Annotated in this window: 18 protein-coding genes; 14 read left to right on the forward strand and 4 right to left on the reverse strand. The window is 72.8% G+C overall.

The window, feature by feature from the left end:
- Positions 1-13 precede the first annotated feature (13 nt).
- Positions 14-1,342 carry an aspartate aminotransferase family protein gene (locus AC068B_RS33165; protein ID WP_478675238.1) on the reverse strand — a complete coding sequence of 443 codons (1,329 nt, stop codon included), beginning with the start codon at positions 1,340-1,342 and terminating at the stop codon, positions 14-16.
- A gap of 90 nt (positions 1,343-1,432) precedes the next feature.
- On the opposite strand from AC068B_RS33165, the gene AC068B_RS33170 reads away from it, so the two are divergent.
- Positions 1,433-2,380, forward strand: coding sequence for a LysR family transcriptional regulator (locus tag AC068B_RS33170; RefSeq protein ID WP_478675291.1), 948 nt, complete (start codon positions 1,433-1,435; stop codon positions 2,378-2,380).
- An 83-nt stretch (positions 2,381-2,463) separates the two neighbouring features.
- Here the strand turns inward: AC068B_RS33170 and AC068B_RS33175 are convergent, their stop codons facing one another.
- Positions 2,464-3,297 carry a response regulator transcription factor gene (locus AC068B_RS33175; RefSeq protein ID WP_478675239.1) on the reverse strand — a complete coding sequence of 278 codons (834 nt, stop codon included), beginning with the start codon at positions 3,295-3,297 and terminating at the stop codon, positions 2,464-2,466.
- 235 nt (positions 3,298-3,532) lie between these two features.
- On the reverse strand, positions 3,533-4,840 hold the full coding sequence (locus AC068B_RS33180) for a KR domain-containing protein (protein WP_478675240.1): 1,308 nt from the start codon (positions 4,838-4,840) through the stop codon (positions 3,533-3,535).
- 568 nt (positions 4,841-5,408) lie between these two features.
- Between AC068B_RS33180 and AC068B_RS33185 the strand changes: the two genes are divergently transcribed.
- The 12 genes from AC068B_RS33185 (at position 5,409) to AC068B_RS33240 (ending at position 18,166) form a co-directional block, all read left to right on the forward strand.
- Positions 5,409-6,284 carry a hypothetical protein gene (locus AC068B_RS33185; RefSeq protein WP_478675241.1) on the forward strand — a complete coding sequence of 292 codons (876 nt, stop codon included), beginning with the start codon at positions 5,409-5,411 and terminating at the stop codon, positions 6,282-6,284.
- Between the two features lie 228 nt (positions 6,285-6,512).
- A complete protein-coding gene (locus AC068B_RS33190; protein WP_478675242.1) occupies positions 6,513-6,842 on the forward strand; it encodes a TcmI family type II polyketide cyclase in 330 nt (109 codons plus the stop codon).
- Positions 6,843-6,873: 31 nt separating this feature from the next.
- Positions 6,874-8,130, forward strand: a complete 1,257-nt coding sequence (locus AC068B_RS33195) for a beta-ketoacyl-[acyl-carrier-protein] synthase family protein (protein WP_478675243.1) — start codon at positions 6,874-6,876, stop codon at positions 8,128-8,130.
- Positions 8,127-9,341 (forward strand): ketosynthase chain-length factor, encoded by a 1,215-nt coding sequence (locus AC068B_RS33200; RefSeq protein ID WP_478675244.1) that lies wholly within the window; start codon positions 8,127-8,129, stop codon positions 9,339-9,341. The genes AC068B_RS33195 and AC068B_RS33200 overlap by 4 nt, the downstream gene beginning before the upstream one ends.
- Positions 9,342-9,400: 59 nt before the next feature.
- Positions 9,401-11,095: an NAD(P)/FAD-dependent oxidoreductase gene (locus tag AC068B_RS33205; protein ID WP_478675245.1), complete on the forward strand. Its 1,695-nt coding sequence runs from the start codon at positions 9,401-9,403 to the stop codon at positions 11,093-11,095.
- 67 nt (positions 11,096-11,162) lie between these two features.
- On the forward strand, positions 11,163-11,687 hold the full coding sequence (locus tag AC068B_RS33210; protein ID WP_478675246.1) for a nitroreductase family deazaflavin-dependent oxidoreductase: 525 nt from the start codon (positions 11,163-11,165) through the stop codon (positions 11,685-11,687).
- A gap of 21 nt (positions 11,688-11,708) precedes the next feature.
- Entirely contained in the window at positions 11,709-12,074 is a 366-nt protein-coding gene (locus tag AC068B_RS33215) for an antibiotic biosynthesis monooxygenase family protein (RefSeq protein ID WP_306335295.1), read from the forward strand.
- A gap of 168 nt (positions 12,075-12,242) precedes the next feature.
- Positions 12,243-13,880 carry an MFS transporter gene (locus AC068B_RS33220; RefSeq protein WP_478675247.1) on the forward strand — a complete coding sequence of 546 codons (1,638 nt, stop codon included), beginning with the start codon at positions 12,243-12,245 and terminating at the stop codon, positions 13,878-13,880.
- Between the two features lie 185 nt (positions 13,881-14,065).
- The gene (locus tag AC068B_RS33225) at positions 14,066-15,577 is read left to right on the forward strand and encodes an FAD-binding oxidoreductase (RefSeq protein WP_478675248.1); all 1,512 of its coding nucleotides are present in this window, start codon (positions 14,066-14,068) and stop codon (positions 15,575-15,577) included.
- Positions 15,578-15,624: 47 nt separating this feature from the next.
- Positions 15,625-16,179, forward strand: coding sequence for a flavin reductase family protein (locus tag AC068B_RS33230; RefSeq protein ID WP_478675249.1), 555 nt, complete (start codon positions 15,625-15,627; stop codon positions 16,177-16,179).
- 76 nt (positions 16,180-16,255) lie between these two features.
- Positions 16,256-16,693, forward strand: coding sequence for a nitroreductase family deazaflavin-dependent oxidoreductase (locus AC068B_RS33235; RefSeq protein WP_478675250.1), 438 nt, complete (start codon positions 16,256-16,258; stop codon positions 16,691-16,693).
- Positions 16,694-16,798: 105 nt separating this feature from the next.
- Complete coding sequence (locus AC068B_RS33240; RefSeq protein ID WP_478675251.1) at positions 16,799-18,166, forward strand: cation:proton antiporter; 1,368 nt, start codon at positions 16,799-16,801, stop codon at positions 18,164-18,166.
- Between the two features lie 9 nt (positions 18,167-18,175).
- On the opposite strand, the gene sigJ is transcribed toward AC068B_RS33240, so the two are convergent.
- Complete coding sequence (gene sigJ, locus AC068B_RS33245; protein WP_478675252.1) at positions 18,176-19,213, reverse strand: RNA polymerase sigma factor SigJ; 1,038 nt, start codon at positions 19,211-19,213, stop codon at positions 18,176-18,178.
- Positions 19,214-19,479: 266 nt separating this feature from the next.
- Here sigJ and AC068B_RS33250 point away from each other — a divergent pair, with 266 nt between their 5' ends.
- Complete coding sequence (locus AC068B_RS33250) at positions 19,480-20,106, forward strand: hemerythrin domain-containing protein (protein WP_478675253.1); 627 nt, start codon at positions 19,480-19,482, stop codon at positions 20,104-20,106.
- Positions 20,107-20,228 lie beyond the last annotated feature (122 nt).

Consider the following 20,228-nt stretch of genomic DNA (forward strand, 5'->3'; position numbering starts at 1 on the left):
CCGGGCGGCTGGGTCAGAGGGGCGTGCAGGACTCGCCGATTGCCTGGTCCAGGATGGTCAGGCCGAGCTCCAGTTCGTCCTGGGTGGCGGTCAGCGGGGGTGCGATGCGGAACACGCCGCCCATGCCGGGGAGTTGGACGATGTTCATGTGCAGGCCCAGTTCCAGGCAGCGCCGGGTGACCTGGGCGCCCAGGGCGTCCGAGGTCTGCTTCGTCTCACGGTCCACGACGAGTTCCAGGCCCGCCAGCAGGCCGCGGCCGCGGATGTCGCCGACGACCCGGTGCCGGGCGGCGAGGTCGGTCAGGCCCTGGCGCAGGAACTCGCCCATTCGGCGGGCGCGTTCGTCGAGCCGGTCCTCGGCCAGGACGTCCAGGACGGTGTTGCCGACCGCGGCCACCAGCGGGTCGGCGACGTGCGTGGTGAAGAACAGGAACCCGCGCTCGTACGCCTCCTGCTCGATGGCCTCGCTGGTGATGACCGCCGCCAGGGGCAGACCGGCGCCGAGCGTCTTGGACAGCGTGAGGATGTCGGGGACGACCCCGTCGCGCTCGAAGGCGTACCAGGTCCCGGTGCGGCACAGCCCGGTCTGGGCCTCGTCCAGGATCAGCAGCATGCCGCGCTCGCGGCACTTGGCCTGCAGCGCCGCGAAGTATCCGGCGGGCGGCTCGATGATGCCGCCGGAGCTGAGGATGGGCTCGACCAGGCAGGCGGCCAGGCTGCCGGTGGACTGCGCGTCGATCAGGTCGAAGGCCAGGTCCAGCTGGCGGCGCCAGTCCAGCGCGCCGTCCGCGGTGGTGATGTCGGGCCGGTAGGCGTTGGGCACCGGGATGGCGAAGTTGCCGGGCGCGGCGGGACCGTAGCCCTTGCGGCCCGCGCTGTAGGTGGCCGAGGCGGCGGCCTGGGTCATGCCGTGCCAGGAGCGGGCGAAGGAGACGACCTCGTGCCTGCCGGTGACGAGCTTGGCCATCCGCAGGGCGGCCTCGTTGGACTCGGCGCCGGTGGTCAGCAGCAGTGTCTTGGTCAGCGGTGCGGGCAGCGTGCCGGCCAGCCGGCGGGCCAGGTCGACCACCGGGCGGCTGAGCATGCCGCTGTAGAGGTGGTCCAGGCGGGCGACCTGCTGCTGGACGGTGGTGACGATCCGCGGGTGGGAGTGGCCCAGGATCGCGCTCATCTGGCCGGAGGTGAAGTCGAGGATCCTGCGGCCGTCGGCGGTGAACACGAAGCTTCCGGCGGCCCGGTCGATGATCTCGCGGGTGAACTCGCCGCCGTAGCGCACGAGATGCTCCTCGGCCTGGGCCCAGAAGGCGGCGGTGGACGGTGCGGCGGTGGTCGTGGCAGCCATGGCGCCGACGGTAGGGCGCCCGCGAGCGACGCGTCCATCGCACATTTGTGGCTGTCCTGTTCGGTAGATCCGCACAACAATGGGGGTGTGATGAATCCCTGGAGGCTGCGGCTGCTGTGCCGTCTGGAGATGCTGGGCACGGTGCGGGCGGTCGCGCAGGCCGTCCACATGAGCCCGTCCAGCGTGTCCCAGCAGCTCGCCGTGCTGGAGAGCGAGACGGGCACGCGGCTGCTGGAGCGCACCGGCCGCCGGGTGCGGCTGACCTCGGCCGGGCTGATCCTGGCGCGGCGGGCGCGGGCGCTTTTGGAGCAGATGGACGGCGTCGAGGCGGAGTTGCGCGGGTTCGGGCAGGAGCCGGCCGGGCTGGTGCGGCTGGGCACCTTCCAGAGCGCGATCCACACCATGGCGGTGCCGGCGGTGCAGGGTCTGGCGCACGCGCATCCGCACCTGGAGCTGGAGGTGCTGCAGCTGGAGCCGCACGAGAGCATGCCCGCGCTGCGCGGCGGCGACGTGGACCTCATCATCACCACCACCGACTTCGGCGAGCTGCCGCTGGGCGACGACCTGGACCTGGTGCCGCTGGCCACGGACCCGGTGCTGCTGGTGGTCCCGCCCGGCCACCGGGCGGCCGGGCGCGGGCCGGTGGACCTGGCGGCCTGCGCGGACGAGCCGTGGACGCTGGACATGCCGGACTCCTACATGGCCGGGCTCGCGCTGCGGCTGTGCCGCCGGGCCCGGTTCGAGCCGCGGGTGGTGGCCCGGTTCGGCAACTACCTGATGACGCTGCAGCACGTCGAGGCCGGCCTGTCGATCGCGCTGCTGCCCGCCCTGGCCGTCGATGCCCGCTACCGCGTCGCCACCCGCGAACTGGCCACGCCGGTGACCCGCACCATCACCGCGGCCACCCGCCGCGGCGCGCCCCCGCGGGCGGCGGTGCGCGCCGTGCTGGACGCGCTGCGCCGCCAGCCGGGCCCGCCGGCCACCGGGCCCGTCCCCGGCGCGGCGGAGCCGGGCGCGCCGCTCAGAGCCTGTCTTTGAACCCGCGTCGTTCGCGCGGAGCGCGGGCGCAGCGGCGGTCGGAGCGGGCGTCGGGGCGCAGGCGGGGGTTCAAAGACAGGCTCTCACCCCTCCAGCGCCGAGCACAGGACGGCGGCCGGGACGGTGAGGCGGTAGCCCACGCCGCGGACCGTCTCGATCCAGTGCGGTGAGCCGAGCTTGCCGCGCAGCGAGCCGACGTGGACGTCCAGGGTGCGGGTGGAGCCGAACCAGTTCTCGTCCCACACCCGGGCCATGATCTCCTCGCGGCGCAGGACCGTGCCGGGCTCCTCCAGGAGCAGGGCGAGCAGGTCGAACTCCTTGCGGGTGACGCGCACTTCGTCGTCGTCCAGGTGGACCTTGCGGGTGCGGGCGTCCAGCCGCAGCGGGCCCGCGCTCAGGTGGCGCGGCCCGGGGGCGGCGGGCTCCGGCTCGGGCCAGGGGTCGGGCTCGCTCGCGGCCTGGGGTGCGGGGTCGGGGGCGGGGCGGGCCGGAGGGCGGCGCTGGGCGGGCACCAGGGGCAGCGGCACCGGGTCGGCGATCGCGCCCGTGCCGTGCAGCAGGCAGCCCGCGCCGCGGCGCAGCACCGCGCCGATGCGGGCGAGCAGTTCGTGGTGGCCAAACGGTTTGGGGACGAAGTCGTCGGCGCCGGAGTTCAGGGCCAGTACCTGGTCGAGTTCGTGGTGGCTGCCGCTGAGCACGATGACCGGTACGCAGGACTGCTCCCGGATGCGCCGGCACACCTCGTGTCCGGCCAGGTCGGGCAGGACCAGGTCGAGCAGCACCAGGTCGGCGTGGGGCAGTTGGTCCAGTGCGTCGGTTCCGGTGCGGGCGTGCCGGGTGGTGTAGCCGTGCATGCCCAGCATCTGCCGCAGTGCCTCGGCCGTCGCGTCGTCGTTCTCGACGATCAGTACGTTCATGAATCTCGCAGGCCTTCCCGAGGAGTCCGTGGATGGGACCGGAGGGCCCGAGCCTTGCGAGGCGGCGCGCGCAGCGTCAACGCGCGCCGCGCCCGGCGGGCAAGACGGGGGCGGGAAGACGGGATTCCTGCCCGCCTCCTGCCATGGCGGGGGGCGGGAGGCGGGGGGTTGTCATCGGGCGGGCAGGGCCGGTGGCGGGCCTTGTCATACGACTGGGGGGTCGGGTGCGGCGGGGTCAGGGTGCGGCGGGGTGCGCGGTCAGTTCGCTGTGGCCGTCGGCCAGTGCCCGGTTCAGGGCGTCGGGGGTGGGCGGGCCGGTGCGGTCGGGCCGGCACAGGGCGAGGGAGAGGCCGCGGCGCAGGCCGGCCCGGGCCAGGTGGGCGCGGCTGGCGGCCAGGGCGCCCAGGGCGCGGGCCGTGGCGGCGGGCAGGGCGGCGCCGGTGGCCGTCCGGTAGGCGGGGGCCGCGGTGGTCAGCGCGAAGAAGTCCAGGGACAGTGCGGCGGTGGCGTCGTCCAGGTGGGCGGCGCCGGTCACGGCGTCGGCCAGGACCTGGCGGGCGGTGGCGGCGGACAGCTGGGACAGGGGGCGGCCCTCGGTGTGTCCGGCGCAGTGCAGCACGCCGTCCAGGGAGCCGAAGTGGTGCAGGGCCACGCGGACGGCGGCCCGCACGTCCTCGGCGCGGGAGAGGCGGCCCGCGACGTGGGTGATGCGGGGGTCGGCGGGGGCCGGGCCGCACTCCGGTGCCAGCAGCACGATGCGGGCCCGGTGGGCGCGGGCCAGGGCCAGGGCCAGGCGGGCGCCGTCGCCTTCGCCGGTGTCGGTCAGCAGGTAGCGGCCGCCGGGGCGCAGCGCGGCGCGCGGGGTGCCGGGGCGGGGTGCGGGGGCGGCGCGCAGGACGCGTACCTCGCGGCCGGTGGGGGTGTAGCGGACCTCGGCGAGTTTGGGGCGGGGCAGGGCGAGTTCGCCGAGCGCGGTGTGCAGGGGGTCGCGGGCCCAGGGCGGCAGGGTCTGGACGGCGACCGAGACGGCGTGGATGCGGCCGTCCTCGGCGCCCGCCTGCTGGGCGATCGCGCCGAAGGCCGCGGCGAGTTCGGGCCGGGCCCGCCCGGTGACGAGGAAGGCCACGTGCAGGGGGGTGCGGCTGGTGGAGCAGCACAGGGCGCGCAGCAGCGGCAGGGTCAGGTCGGCGGCCCGCTCGGGGCTCGTGGTGGCGGCGGGCAGGTCGAAGACGAGGGTGCGCGGGGCGTGGCCCTGCTGGTGGAGGGCTTTGAGGTAGGAGGTCCAGGCGGGGGCGCTGCCGGAGAGGTCGCGGCCCACCCGGACGGTGCGCACGCCCAGCGGGGCCCAGGCCCGGCCGGTGTCGCGGCTGTCGACGACGAGCAGGCTGGTGGCGGGGGTGAAGGCGGGCGGGTGGTGGGGGCCGGTGGCGGCGGGCACCCACAGGGGGGTGTGGTGGGGCGGGTGGCCGGGCCGGGGGCCGCGGACGGCCGGGTCGGTTGCGGGCCGGTGGGCCGCGGTGGTGCCCAGGGTACTGACCTTCATCGCTTCCACCCCGTCGTCGTCCTGCGGGGCCGGTGGTGCCGGCCCGTGGTGCCGCCCAGCATGGGTGAGGGTGCGCCAGCGCGGCGCCAGGCTCGGGTCAGCCGGGGTGCACCGGTGTGTCAACAGTGTGCGGAGAAGGGCCGGTCGGGGGCGCTGGGGCGGGCGGGGGCCGGAGGGGTGGGCGGGCACAGTCCAGTGGCTGTCTTGGCCTGGTGCTGACCCGGGGCTGGCACGGGGTTCCCTACGGTGGCCGAGATCCCACCCCGGCACGCGGTCGCTTTCGGGACAGTCCGTGAGGAGCAGGCACCAGCCGTCCGCGCGGCACGGCGGGGGTGGCGGGGGCCAGGAGGGGCGGGGGTGTGCGGGAGGGCGGTTTTCCACCGGGACGGGGTGCGTTCGCCCGGGCCCTTCGACGGGGAATTCCCGCCGCGCACGGTGCCTTTCCTTCTCCGGTCCCGGTGTTTGCGTACGAGTGATGTGCATGTCGTTTGGATGTACGGCGTTTGTGTGGGCCGGCTCCTTTGCACGGCAGGGGGTGCGGCTCGCGCGGGACTACGGGGGAATACAGATGAACCAACGTGAACTGCGGGTGTCCACCGTCGCGCGGACGCGCTGTGCGCGGGCGGGCTGCGGGCGGGGCGGGGGCGGGGGCGCCGCGGTCGAGGGGCTGCGCCTGTGCCCGGGGTGTCTGCGGCTGCTGGCCCGGGATCTGCGGGAACTGCCCGCCCTGTACGAGGAGTTGGCGCACCGGCTCGGCGGCGGGGGCGGGGCCGGGGCGCGCGAGCGGGTCAGCGGGAACCCGGGGCTGCCGGGGATGCCGTTCAACGAGGCGGCCGCCGATGTGCGCACCGCGGTGCTTGCCACGCTGGGCTCGTGGGCCGGGCTGGTCAGCGCCCAGTTGCGGGTGCCCGCCCCCGAGCGCGTCGTGGGCCGGCTGTGCGCCTTCCTGCTGCTGCACGGCCACTGGCTCGCCGCGCATCCGGCGGCCGCCGAGGTGGCCGACGAGATCGCCCGGCTGGCGGCGGCCGCGCGCCGGGTGGGCCGGGGCACGCCGCCGCCGCGCCGGGTGCGGGTGGGGGCGTGTGTGGCGCGGGGCTGCGCGGGCACGCTGGTCGCCGACTTCCGCGGGGCGGACACGCAGGACTGCACGGCGATCCGCTGCGACGCCGACCCGGCGCACACCTGGCCCGGCGAGCGGTGGACGGAGCTGCGCCGTGCGCTGTGCGGGCAGGGCGAGCGGTGGCTGTCGGCCGGGGAGGTGGCGCGGCTGTGGTCGGTGTCCACCGGCACGGTCTACCGGCTGGCCAGTGAGCAGCGCTGGCGGCGGCGCAGCCGGGCCGGGCGCACCGCGTACGCGGAGGCGGACGTGCATGCGTGTTTCGCGCGCCGTAGTGCGGGCCGCTCCCCCGGTGCGGCGCCGGGGCGCGGGGCGGGCGGCTCCTGAAATTCTCTGAAGAATTTCTGACACATTTCTGAAGTTCTTCCCATTGAAATCCGGTCACCGACCGAAGAAGGTATGGGGCAGAGTCCGGTGAACTGTTCCCGGGCCTCGTCGCATTCGGTGGCGCATCCGCCGCCGCGACCTTTCTTCCCTTCTCCCGCGGGCCGTTTCACGGGCTCTGCCGGGATTTCGCCTGCGGGCACCGAACCTTCCACCCACGGGAGACAGCCGATGCACAGCACTTTGATCGTGGCGCGCATGGACCCCGGCGCCGGCGATGACGTGGCCCGGATCTTCGGGGAGTTCGACGGCACCGGGATGCCCGATCTGATGGGGACCCGGCGGCGCCAGCTCTTCTCCTACCGCGGCCTCTACTTCCATCTGCAGGACTTCGATTCCGACCAGGGCGGCCGGGCGATCGAGGAGGCCAAGACCCATCCGCTGTTCATGAAGGTCAGCGACGACCTGCGGCCGCACATCGGGGCCTACGACCCGGCGACCTGGCGTTCGCCCGCGGACGCGATGGCCGAGCGCTTCTACCACTGGACCCGGTCTTCGTGACGTTTTTCCCCCGGAAGGGAGCACCGTCCGCATGGGACGCGACGTAGTGATCACAGGCATCGGGGTTGTGGCGCCCGGTGGTGTGGGGGCCAAGGATTTCTGGAACCTGCTGAGCAACGGCCGCACCGCCACCCGGCGCATCACCCTGTTCGACCCTTCGCCGTTCCGCTCCCGGGTGGCCGCCGAGGTCGACTTCGATGCCGAGCAGTACGGGCTGAGCCCGCAGGAGATCCGGCGCATGGACCGGGCCGCGCAGTTCGCGGTGGTCACCACCGCCGAGGCGATGGCCGACAGCGGGCTGACCCCCGAGACGATCGAGGCGCACCGCACCGGCGTGACCATCGGCAGCGGGGTGGGCGCGACCATGGCCCTGGACCGCGAGTACAACGTCGTCAGCGACGGCGGCCGCCTGGACCTGGTCGACCACCGCTATGCGGTGCCGCATCTGTACGACTACTTCGTGCCCAGCTCGTTCGCCTCCGAGGTGGCCTGGCGGGTGGGCGCCGAGGGGCCGGCCGCGGTGGTGTCCACCGGCTGCACCTCGGGCCTGGACTCGGTGGGTCATGCCACCGAGCTGATCCGCGAGGGCAGTGCGGACGTGATGCTGGCGGGGGCCGCCGCGGCCCCCATCTCCCCCATCACGGTGGCCTGTTTCGACGCCATCAAGGCGACCACGCCCCGGGACGAGGAGCCCGAGCGGGCCTCGCGGCCCTTCGACCGGACCCGCAACGGGTTCGTGCTCGGCGAGGGGGCGGCGATGTTCGTCCTGGAGGAGCGCGAGCGCGCCGAGCGGCGCGGGGCGTACATCTACGCCGAGATCTGCGGCTTCGCGACCCGCTGCAACGCCTTTCACATGACGGGGCTGCGGCCGGACGGCCGGGAGATGGCCGAGGCGATCCGGCTGGCCCTGGAGGAGGCGCGCATCAACGCCGAGCAGGTCGACTACATCAACGCGCACGGTTCGGGCACCAAGCAGAACGACCGGCACGAGACCGCCGCGTTCAAGCACAGCCTGGGCGCGCACGCCTACCGGACGCCGGTCAGCTCCATCAAGTCGATGGTGGGGCACTCGCTCGGCGCGATCGGCTCCCTGGAGATCGCCGCGTCGGTGCTGGCCATCGAGCACAACGTGGTGCCGCCGACGGCGAATCTGCACGAGGCCGACCCGGAGTGCGACCTGGACTACGTGCCGTTGGTGGCCCGCGAGCAGCGCACCGACACGGTGTTGAGCGTGGGCAGCGGCTTCGGCGGGTTCCAGAGCGCGATGGTGTTGCGGAGGGCGGCATGAGGAGCACCGTCGTCACCGGGATCGGCGTCACCGCGCCCAACGGCCTGGGTGTGGAGGCGTACTGGGATGCCACGCTGGCGGGCAAGAGCGGCATCGAGGACATCAAGCGCTTCGACGCCGCCGGCTATCCGGCGGGGCTGGCCGGTGAGGTGCCCGGCTTCCGGGCCGAGGAGCATCTGCCGGGCCGCCTCATCGCGCAGACCGATCACATGACGCGGCTGGCGCTGGTCGCCGCCGACTGGGCGCTCAAGGACGCCGGGGTGGATCCCGCCGCGTGGGACCCCTTCGACATGGGGGTGGTGACCGCCGCCTCGGCGGGCGGCTTCGAGTTCGGCCAGCGCGAGCTGCAGAACCTGTGGTCCAAGGGCGGCAGTTACGTCTCCGCGTACCAGTCCTTCGCCTGGTTCTACGCGGTGAACACCGGTCAGATCTCCATCCGCAACGGGATGCGCGGCCCCAGCGGCGTGATCGTCTCCGACCAGGCCGGCGGCCTGGACGCCCTGGCGCAGGCCCGCCGGCAGATCCGCAAGGGCAGCCGGCTGATCGTCTCCGGCGGGGTGGACGGCTCGATCTGCCCCTGGGGGCACGTCGCCCAGTGGGCCGGGGGCCGCCTGAGCACCAGCCGCGATGCCGAGCGGGCGTATCTGCCCTTCGATGCCGGGGCGGCCGGCCATGTGCCCGGCGAGGGCGGGGCGCTGCTCGTCCTGGAGGAGGCGTCGGCGGCCCGGGAGCGCGGCGCCGCCGTGTACGGGGCGGTGCGCGGGTATGCCGCCACGTTCGATCCCCGGCCGGACAGCGGCCGCCCGCCGGGCCTGCAGCGGGCCGTGGAACTGGCCCTGGCCGACGCCGATCTGGCGCCCGGCGAGGTGGATGTGGTGTTCGCCGACGCCGCCGCCGTACCCGGCCTGGACCGTATCGAGGCGCAGGCGCTGGCCGCGGTGTTCGGGCCGGGCCGGGTGGCGGTGACCGCGCCCAAGACGATGGTGGGGCGGCTGCTGTCCGGGGCCGCCTCGCTGGATGTGGCCACCGCCCTGCTCGCCCTGCGCGACGGGGTCATCCCGCCCACCGTCAACGTCACGCCCGATCCCGCCCACCGCCTGGACCTGGTCACCGGTGGGGCGCGGGCGGCCCGGCTGGAGAACGCCCTGGTGCTCGCCCGCGGTTACGGCGGCTTCAACTCCGCTCTGGTCGTCTCCCGATCCGCCCCGTGATGGCCGGGCACGCCGCGACCGGCACAGCAAGCAATCCGTCCCGAGAGAGGGTGGCACGTATGTCCAGCAAGGTCATGGCGAGCGGCCGGGCCAAGAAGTCCGACAAGGTCCAGCAGTGCGACGTCTTCATCCTGGGCTCCGGGCTCGCGGGCTCGGTCGCCGGGGCGATCCTGGCCCGCCAGGGCGCCAAGGTGGTGCTCGTGGACGCGGGGCAGCACCCGCGGTTCGCGGTCGGCGAGTCGATGACGCCGCAGCTGATCGAGTGGCTGCACATTCTCCAGTCGCGTTTCGACGTGCCCGAGCTCGGCCATCTGCTGAACACCAAGGCGGTCGCCGACCATCTGGGCCCGCACCACGGCAAGAAGCAGAACTTCGGGTTCATCAAGCACGAGGCGGGCAAGGAGCCCGACCCCGACGAGGCGACGATGTTCGTCATCCCCAAGGCCCTGACCGACGCCAGCCATCTCTTCCGCCAGGACAGCGACCAGTACTACTTCAACGTCGCCGCGAAGTACGGCTGCCTCACCCGGCAGAACTGGTTCGCCACCGACCTGGACTTCGACGAGGACGGGGTGACCGTCAGCGGCAAGAACGGCGAGGTGTTCCGGGCCAAGTACCTCATCGACGCGAGCGGGTTCCGCTCGCCGCTGGCGGAGAAGTTCGGGCTGCGCGAGCAGCCGGCCCGCTTCAAGCACCACGCCCGGTCGCTGTTCACGCACTACATCGGCGTCAAGCCCTTCGACGACGTGTCGCACCACCCGGTGAGCAAGCGCCCGCCGGCCCAGTGGCACGGCGGCACCCTGCACCACCTCATCGAGCGCGGCTGGTTCTGGATCATCCCGTTCGACAACGCCAAGGGCTCCAAGAACCCGATGGTCAGCGTCGGCCTGACCATGGACGAGCGCACCTATCCCAAGCCCCAGGACCTGACGCCCGAGGAGGAGTTCCGCTCCTTCCTGGACAAGTACCCGGCGGTCAAGCGGCAGTTCGTGGGGGCCAAGCGGGTCCGCGAGTGGATCTCCACCGACCGGCTGCAGTACTCCTCCAGCCGGTCGATCGGGCACCGCTGGTGCCTGATGTCGCACGCGGCCGGGTTCTTGGACCCGCTGTACTCGCGCGGTCTGTCCAACACCTTCGAGGTGGTGTACGCGCTGTGCTCGCGCCTTTTGGAGTCGCTCGCGGACGACGACTGGTCGGTGGAGCGCTTCGCCTATGTCGAGCAGGTCGAGCGCGGGCTGCTGCAGTACAACGACGACCTGGTCAACAGCTCCTACATCGCCTTCTCCCACTTCCGGCTGTGGAACGCGGTGTTCCGGGTGTGGGGCGGGTTCCTGACGCCCGGGGTGATGCGGCTGCACCGGGCCCGCGTCCAGTACGAGCTGGACGGCGACGAGCGCCACCTCAAGGAGCTGGAGAACAGCGCCTATCCGGGCCTGTGGTGGCCGCACGACGACTTCCGGCACATCCTCGAGCTGACCGCGGAGACCTGCGAGAAGTACGAGGTCGGCGAGGTGGACGGGGACACCGCCGCGGACATCATCTTCGCGGCGCTGCGCGACTGCCAGGGCCTGAACCCGGTGTTCGGGTGGAAGGACGAGGAGTCCACCCGGTTCGTGTACCCGAGCACGGCGATGGTCGCGCGGTTCATGCACTGGTCGCTGCGCAAGGCGCCGGCCGGTGAGCTGCGCGACATGGCCCGCTCGCTGCTGGCCAGCTCCGTGCGCTCGGCCCTCAAGGGCAAGAAGCCGCTCTAGCAACGTCCGCCGTGCCCCGGCCGGTTGCCGGGCACGCCACCGAGGACTCAATGGAAAGGACACCCCCATGCCCGACCCCACGGCACTGCCGGCGGCCCGGGACCCGCACGCCAAACCGGCCGCGGCCGGCGCCCCGCGGCCCTCCAGGGCGATCATCCGCATCAACCGGGCCATCGTGGCGGCGAACGTGTGGATCTACCGCAGGAGCAGCGGCAAGGTGCTCGGCAGGTTCGGCCGCCTGGACGCGCTGCTGCTGACCACCCAGGGCCGCAAGAGCGGCAAGCGCCGCACCAACCCGGTCGGCTACCTCTACGACAACGGGCGCTTCATCGTGCTGGCGGCCTACGGCGGCAACGCGGTGCACCCCGGCTGGTACCACAACCTGCGCACCAACCCGGCGGTGGAGGTCGAGATCGGCGCGGAGACGATCCGGTGCACCGCCGCGCTGCAGAAGTCCGGGGCCGAGCGGGACCGGCTCTGGAAGGCGCTGACCGACGTCTTCCCCACCTTCTTGAAGTTCCAGGACAAGACCGAACGCCTGCTGCCCATCGTCGTGCTCACCCCCGACGACCTGGACCCGCAGGAGCTCTGAACCTTCCGCGAAAGGAAGCCGATGAAGATAGAAGCACTGGATCCGGGCACCCCGCTGATGAAGCAGTTCCAGGAGACGACCGGGCCGATCACCCTGGTCAACGTCTTCGACGTGCCGCCGGAGCTGTACGAGGAGTTCCTGACCATCTGGCGTGCGGACGCCGCGTACATGAAGGCCAGCCCGGGCTGTATCCGCACGCAGCTGCACAAGGGCACCGGCGGCAGCCGGCTGGTCGTCAACATCGCGGTGTGGGAGTCGACCCAGGCGCTGTTCGCCGCCTTCAGCACGCCGGAGTTCCAGCAGGCGGCCGGGAAGTACCCGGAGGGCATCACCGCCTACCCGCACGCCTACGAGAAGGTCGCCGTCGAGGGGATCTGCGTCGCCTGACGCGGCGCCGCAAGCCGGTGTCCGGGGCGGTGTGCGGGCCGGCCGGACGCCCTGCGGGTGTGGCGTGCGTCTCACTGGCGGGCCGCATGTCACACCCCGCGGGCGCCCGGCCTCTTGGTTGCACCACGACACGCTGTGAGCGGCCTGGACGCCCACTGGGAGAGGAACATGACTCAAGTACGGCAGACAAATCCGTGGGCGGTTCTGAGCGTCCTGTGCCTGGGGTTCGTGATGACCCTGGTGGACCTGACGATCGTGAACATCGCCATTCCGGACATGACCGACGACCTGGGCGCCTCGCTCGACCAGGTGCTGTGGGTCGTCAACTCCTACACCCTCGTACTGGCCACCCTGATCATCACGGCCGGGCGGCTGGGCGACATCCACGGCAAGGGCAATCTGTTCCTGTCCGGCGTGGCCCTGTTCACCCTCTCCAGCCTGGCCTGCGGTCTTGCGCAGGATCCCGCCCAGCTCATCGCGTTCCGCGCGGTGCAGGGCGTGGGCGCCGCGATGCTGATGCCGCAGACCCTGTCGATCATCACCGATGTGTTCCCGCCGGAGAAGCGCGGCGCGGCCTACGGCGTCTGGGGCGCGGTCGCCGGGGTGTCCGGGGCGATCGGCCCGACCGTCGGCGGTCTGCTGGTCACCCACATGGACTGGCGCTGGGTGTTCTTCATCAACATCCCCGTCGGCGTGCTGGTGCTGGTCTTCGGCCTGCGGGTGATGCCCAAGCACGTCAGGGCCGTGCGGCACCGCTACGACCTGCCGGGCGTGCTGCTCGCCTCGGCCGCCCTGTTCTGCCTGGCCTTCGGCCTGACCGAGGGCGAGCGCTATGAGTGGAACACCTGGATCTGGACGCTGATCGGCGCCGCCGTCGCCCTGCTGGGCGTGTTCCTGCTCTACGAGCGCGGCCAGCAGGACAACGAACCGCTGCTGCCGTTCTCGCTGTTCAAGGACCGCAACTTCGCCGTGGTCAACCTGGTCGGCATCGCGGTGTCCTTCGGCGTGCTGGGCATCTTGCTGCCCACGACGATCTATCTGCAGTCGGTGCTCGGCTTCAGCGCCATGAAGACCGGTCTGGTGCTGGTGCCGCTGGCGCTGGGCTCCATGTTCACGGCCGGTCCGGCCGGCATCCTGTCGGAGAAGTTCGGCGGCAAGTACATCCTGACGGCCGGTCTTTCGATGTTCGGCATCGGCATCACCTGGATCCTGCTGACCGCCGACACCGACAGCAGCTGGACGGCGTTCATCGGGCCGCTGTTCGTCGCCGGTCTGGGGGCGGGCTGCACCTTCGCCCCGATGGGCTCGGAGGTCATGCGCAACGTGCCGCCGCATCTGACCGGTGCCGCCTCCGGCGTCAACAACGCGCTGCGCCAGGTCGGTTCGGTGATGGCCGGTGCCGTCATCGGCGCGGTCCTGCAGGCCCAGCTGGTCTCCGCGCTGCGCGAGGAGGCCGCCACCAGCGCCGCCAAGCTGCCCGAGCAGTACCGCGAGGGCTTCACCTCCGCCTTCGGTGACGGCGCCAAGACCGTCGGCGTCGGCACCGACCAGGGCGGCGGCTCGCTCCCCGCCGACCTGCCCGGCGATGTGGCGCACACCTTCCAGGAGCTGGCCGGCAAGGTGTTCTCCAACAGCTTCGTGGACGCGCTGCAGCCCACCATGCTGGTGCCCGCCCTGACGATGTTCGCCGGTGCGGCGCTGTGCCTGGCCCTCAAGGGCGGGCCCACGCCCTCCGGCAGCGGCCACGGCGCGCCCGCCGATCCGGCGGCCAGCACGCCGGAGAAGGACGCCACCGTCACCGGCTGAGAGCCTGTCTTTGAACCCGCGTCGTTCGCGCGGAGCGCGCACGCACCGGGCGTCGGGGCGCAGGCGGGGGTTCAAGGACAGGCTCCGACCCCGCCCCGGTGCCCGCCCGGCACCGGCGCACCTTCCCCTACCGAATCCGCCCCCGGCCCCGACAGGGCCGGGGGCGCTCGTGGTTGGACATCCCCATGATCAGTCGAAGAACCCTCCTGGGCGCCTCCGGCGCCACCGCCCTGGGCCTGACCGCCCTGCGTCCGGCTGCCGGACACGCCCTGGGCGGCGTGCCCTGGGACCGGCTCCGCACCCGCCTGGGCGGCGATCTGGTGCTGCCCGGCGACGCGGCCTACGCGCTCGCCAAACAGCTGGACTCCAAGCAGTACGACTCCATCGACCCCCGGGCCGTCGCCTACTGCGAGAGCCCCGCCGACGTGGCGCTGTGCCTGGCCTTCGCCCAGGACCACGCCCTGGCGCTGTCCGTGCGCAGCGGCGGCCACAGCCTGGGCGGCTACTCCACCACCACCGGCCTGGTCATCGACGTCTCCCGGCTCAACTCCGTGGCGCTGTCCGAGGGCCGGGCCACGGTGGGCGCCGGGGCGCAGAACGTGGACGTCCTGAACGGGCTGGCCCCGGCCGGGCTCGCGGTCACCGGCGGCGCCTGCGCCACCGTCGCGGCCGGCGGGTTCATCCACGGCGGCGGCGTCGGCTTTCTGACCCGGCCGCTGGGCGTGGCCTGCGACGCGCTGACCTCGGCCCGGGTGGTGCTGGCCGACGGGCGGCACGTGACCGCGTCGGCCAAGAGCCACCCCGACCTGTTCTGGGCCCTGCGCGGCGGGGGCGGCGGCAACTTCGGCGTCGTCACCTCGTACACGGTCAAGCCCTCCCCCGTCACCGACGTGGCCACCGCCGCCCTCGTCTTCTCCTGGGACAAGGCCCTGGACATGGTCGACGGCTACGCCCGCTGGCTGGTGGACGCGCCCCGCCCCATCGGCGGCGCCTGCGTGGTCAACCTGCCCGACGCGGCGCCCGGCACCGCCCCGACCCCGGTGATCCGCCTGGTGTCCACCGGCACCCAGGCCCAGCTCGACGACGAGACGGGCCGCCTGCTCTCGCTCACCGGGCAGCCCGTCAACCGCACCGGCGGCACGCTCCCCTACCGCGACCTGATGATGGGCGTCTACGGCTGCGCCACCAAGACCGTCGCCCAGTGCCACCGCGCCGAGGCCACCGCGGAGGGGCAGCTGCCGCGGCCCGCGTTCAGCCTGGAGCGCAGCCGCATGTTCAAGGAGCCCATGTCGCGCACCGGCTGGGCCGGCGCGCTGGCCGTCTTCGACGCCGAGCGCCGGGCGGGCCAGATGCACCAGATGCAGGTGCTGCCGGTCGGCGGGGCCGCCGCCGACCTGAGCCGCACGGCCACCGCCTATGTGCACCGCGACAGCATCTTCACCGCCAACTACCTGGTGGCGATACCGGGTTCGGCCACGCCCAGCGGCGCCGACAAGACGGCCGGGCAGGCCTGGGTGGACCGGGGTTTCGCCGCCATCGACCCGCACTCCTCGGGCGAGACCTACCAGAACTTCATCGACCCCGCCCTGGCGGACTTCCAGCGCTCCTACTACGCCGAGAACCACCCGCGCCTGCTCGCCGTGAAGAAGGCCTACGACCCGCACCGGGTCTTCACCTTCGCGCAGAGCATCCGCTGAGCCCGCCCACCCGCCGACCCCATCCGATCCCTTTCCAGGAGGCGCGCATGACCGCGACGCCGACAGACACCCACCCACCGCAGCAGGCCGGTCCGATCGACGGCAAGACGCTGCGCACCGTGTGCGGCCTCTTCGTGACCGGCGTGACCGTGATCACCAGCGGCAGCGGGCCCCACGCGGCCGGCACCACCGTCAACTCCTTCACCTCCGTCTCCCTGGACCCGCCCCTGGTGCTGTTCTGCCTGCACCAGGCCTCCCGGCTGCGGCCGTTGGTGGAGGAGTCCGGCGCCTACACCGTGAACTTCCTGGCCGGCCGCCAGGAGCCGCTGGCCTGGGCCTTCGCCGGGAAGCACACCGCGACCCTGCAGGACGTGGAGCACCGCTACTCCGGGGTCGGGGTGCCGGTGCTCAGCCAGGCCATGGCGTTCCTGTCCTGCCGCCTGGTCAACACCTTCGAGGGCGGCGACCACACCATCTTCGTCGGCGAGGTGGCCGAGCTCGGCGTGGCGCGCGCCGACACCGAACCGCTGATCTTCTTCCGCGGCTCGATGGGCGCCCTGGAGGACGAGCCGCGCGGCCCGCACCCCATGTTCGACAGCTAGCACCCCGGGGCCCCTGGGGGCCCTGAGGGCCTTCCGGGGTCCCGGCCAACGACCCGACCAAGCAAGGGAGTCGTGGATGTCCGGCACCACCGGAACGTCCGGCGCGTCTGTGCAAAGACGCCTGGCCCGTTTCAACCGCAGGTTCGCCAACCGCTTCGTCGGCCCGGTGCTCACGCGCATGCCGGGCTTCGGCGCCGTCCTGCACCGCGGCCGCAAGTCGGGCCGCACCTACCGCACCCCCGTCAAGGTGTTCCGCAAGGGCCCGCACTATGTGATGTCCCTGCCGTACGGGCCCCAGTCGGACTGGGTGCGCAACACCGTCGCCCACAACGGCTGCGAGCTGCGCACGCTGGGCCGGCGCATCCAGCTGGCCGACCCGCGGGTGTACGTGGACGAGCGGCAGGCCGTCGTGCCCGCCCCGCTGCGGCCCATCCTGCGCCGCTTCAAGGCCTTCGACTTCATCGAGCTGCGCCCGGTGGCGGCCCGCGAGGAGGTGCCCGGCGAGCGAACCTGACCGCAATCCAAAAAGCCCCCACCCGGGGGTCCGGTCGTGAACGGCGGTGGCTGTCCGACCGGCTTCCCACCGGCGGCCCCGCGTTCCGTTGTGTGTGGAGGCAAGATGGCATCGGCATCGGGCGAGGCCCTGCCGCTGGAAGCGATAGTCCTGATCGATGTTGCGATCGTCCTGCTCGCGGGCGCCGCGATGGCCCGCTTCGCGCGCCGGCTGCACCAGCCGCCCGTCGTCGCGGAGATCGCCGTGGGGATCCTGCTCGGCCCCAGCCTGCTGGGGCTGCTGCCGGGCGAGTTGCCCGCCCGGATCTTCCCCGACGACGCCCGGCCGCTGCTCGGCGCCATCTCCCAGGTGGGCCTGGTGCTGTTCATGTTCCTGGCCGGCTGGGAGCTGGACCTGACCCGGCTGCGCGGCCGGGGGCGGGCGGTGGGCGCGCTGGCCGCCCTGGCCATGGCGGTGCCCTTCGCCCTGGGCGCGGGCGCCGCGGCGATGCTGTACGCCTCGCAGGGCACCGACGATGTCGGCACCGGCACCTTCGTCCTGTATCTGGGCACCGCGTTCTCCATCACCGCGTTCCCGGTGCTTGCGCGGATCATCCGCGACGGCGGCCTGTCCACGTCGCGGGCCGGCACCCTGGCGATGGCCTGTGCGGCGATCGGTGACGTGGTCGCCTGGTGCGTGCTGGTGCTGGTGGTCGCCGTGGCGGGCGCGGGCGGCACCGGCGAGTTCTTCTCCGTCGTCGCCCTGACCGTCGGCTACGGGGTGGTGATGGCGTTCGTCGTACGGCCGTTGCTGGCCCGGGCGCTGCTGCGCGGGGGCGAGAGCCCGGCGAAGGGGACTCTGCTGGTCCTGATCGTCTCGGGGGTGTTCGTCTCCTCGTTCGTCACCTCCTGGATCGGGATCCACGCCATCTTCGGCGCGTTCGCCTTCGGTCTGGTGATGCCGCGGCGGCGCACGCCCGCGCTGCACCACCAGGTCGAGGTGCCCATCGAGAAGGTGTCGGCGCTGCTCCTGCCGGTCTTCTTCGTGGTCACCGGGCTGTCGGTGGACGTGGGCGCGCTCGGTGTCTCCGGGCTGCTCGCGCTCGCCGTGATCGTGGTGAGTGCCGTGCTCGGCAAGTTCGCCGGGGCGGCGCTGCCCGCCCGGGTGGCGGGGCTGAGCTGGCGGGAGGCCACCGCGTTCGGGGCGCTGATGAACACCCGCGGCCTGACCGAGCTCGTCATCCTGGGCATCGGCCGTGAACTGGGCCTGATCTCGGCGCAGATGTTCACCATGATGGTGGTGATGGCTCTGGTGACCACCGCGATGGCGGGCCCGCTGCTGCGGCTGCTCGGCATGAGCGGCGGTGCGGCGGGCGCCGGGGCGGAGCGGGGCGAGGAGCGGGTCGAGGAGCGCGCGCCGGGCGGCGCGCCGTCGGTGGTGGTGCCCGCGGGCGGGCCGGGCGAGGGCTCCGGCCCGCGGCCCGGTCCGCGTTGAGGCGGGTCCTCACTCCTCGTCGTCCGGGCCCGAGCGGACCCGCGCCAGCTTGTCCGGGTTGGTGACGGCGTAGATGCCGCGCACCTGGTCGCCGCCGGGCGTGAGGTCCATGACGATGACGGCGTAGGGCGACTCCTCGGAGAACACCACCGCCGAGGCATCGCCGTTGACGTGCCGGTAGTGGACGTCGATGTCCTTGGGGGCGCGCTCGGCGTACCCGGCGAGCATGCGGCAGACCTTGTCGCGGCCGCTGACGGGCCGCAGGCCCGCGGTGCGCACCTTGCCGCCGCCGTCGGTCCACATGGTGACCTCGGGGGCCAGCATCTCCATGAGCGCGTCGAGGTCGCCGCCCAGGGCGGCGGCCACGAAGCGTTCGGTGACCTCCTGCTGGACCTGCGGGGTGGTCTCGTAGCGGGGGCGGCGGGCCTGGACGTGGGCGCGGGCCCGGTGCGCGAGCTGGCGCACCGCCGAGGGGCTGCGCTCCAGGATGCCGGCGATCTCGGTGTGCGCGTAGCCGAACACCTCGTGCAGCACGAACACCGCCCGCTCCAGCGGGGTCAGCGTCTCCAGGACCACCATCATGGCCATCGACACCGACTCGGTGCGCAGGGCCTGTTCGGCCACGTCCGCCGCGGGTGCCTCGGCCGTCTTGGTGATCAGCGGTTCGGGCAGCCAGGGACCGACGTACGTCTCGCGCCTGCGGGTGATGGCGTCCTTGCGGGCCAGGGCGTGGTTGACGGCGATCCGCACCAGGTAGGCGCGCGGGTTCTCGATCTCCTGGCGGGGTGAGCGGCTCTTCTTGCCCGACCAGGACAGCCAGGTCTCCTGCAGGACGTCCTCGGTGTCGGCGACGGAGCCGAGCAGGTTGTAGACGATGGAGAAGAGCAGTTCCCGGTAGCTGACGAAGACCTCGGTGGAGGCCTCGACGGCGTCGACGGCCTCGGCCGCGGCGGCCTCGGTGGTTTCGGGCGTGCCGCCCTCCTGCGTGGCTGATCCGTCCGTGAAGTCTTCGAAGTCTTCGAAGTCTTCTTCCGCACTGTCGGACATGGTGCACCTCCCGTGTGACGCGCTCGCTCCTGAGAGGCCACGGCTGTCTGGAGTGTGACATCGGCCCGGCGGGTGTGTTTCACCTCACAGAGTCGGGCCCGCATGTCACACATGTCCAGGCCCGGCCCCTCTCGTTCGCGAGGGCATCCCGGGCCGCGGGGTGCGGGAGTCGGGACGGGGGGCCACCAACCTCTCGTCCGCGGCCGCGAGTTGTCTGATCTGTCGACCGGCCGGGGGCCGGTCGCCGACGAAAGGAACGGCACACCATGGCAGTTGCACAGCAGGCCCCGATCAATTTCGCCGTCATGTACGCGACGCACGACGCGTTCCGGCGTGACCTCGAAAGGCTCGCGGCGGCGGTGGCCTCCGGCCGGGCCGCCACCCCTCAGGTCCGGGCCGGCTGGGAGAATTTCAAGCGTCAGCTGCACGTCCATCACACGGTGGAGGACGCCGTGCTGTGGCCGCGGGTCGCCGCGCAGGTGACCGACCGGCCCGATGACCAGAAGCTCCTGGCCGAGATGGAGGCCGAGCACGCGCAGCTGGACGCGGTGCTCGACGCGGTGGATGCGGGTCTGTCCCGCGCGTCCGCGGACCTCGGCGAGCGCGTGGACCGGCTGGCCCAGTCGCTCGGCTCCCACATGCGGCACGAGGAGAACGCGGCGCTGCCGCTCATTCAGGACGTGTGCACCAACAAGGACTGGGACGCCTTCCGCAGCGCCATGGCCAAGAAGCAGGGCCCCAAGGGTGCGGCCGTCTACATTCCCTGGGTCATGGACGGCCGGGACGTCGCCGAGCGCAAGCGGTTCCTGGAGTGCATGCCCGCCCCGGTGAAGGTCCTCAACAAGCTGTTCTGGGAGTCGAGTTACCAGAAGCGGGGGCTCTTCTCCGCCTGACCTCTCGCCTGCCCCCATCCTGGCCGGCTCCGCGGAGCCGGCCCGCGAGCGGCCCCCTGCCGGGCCCCGCCCCAAGCGCGCCCCTGCCGGTGTGAATCCCCCGCCACCGGCGGGGGCGTCGG

The sequence above is a fragment of the Streptomyces sp. NPDC042371 genome, assembly GCF_056437465.1.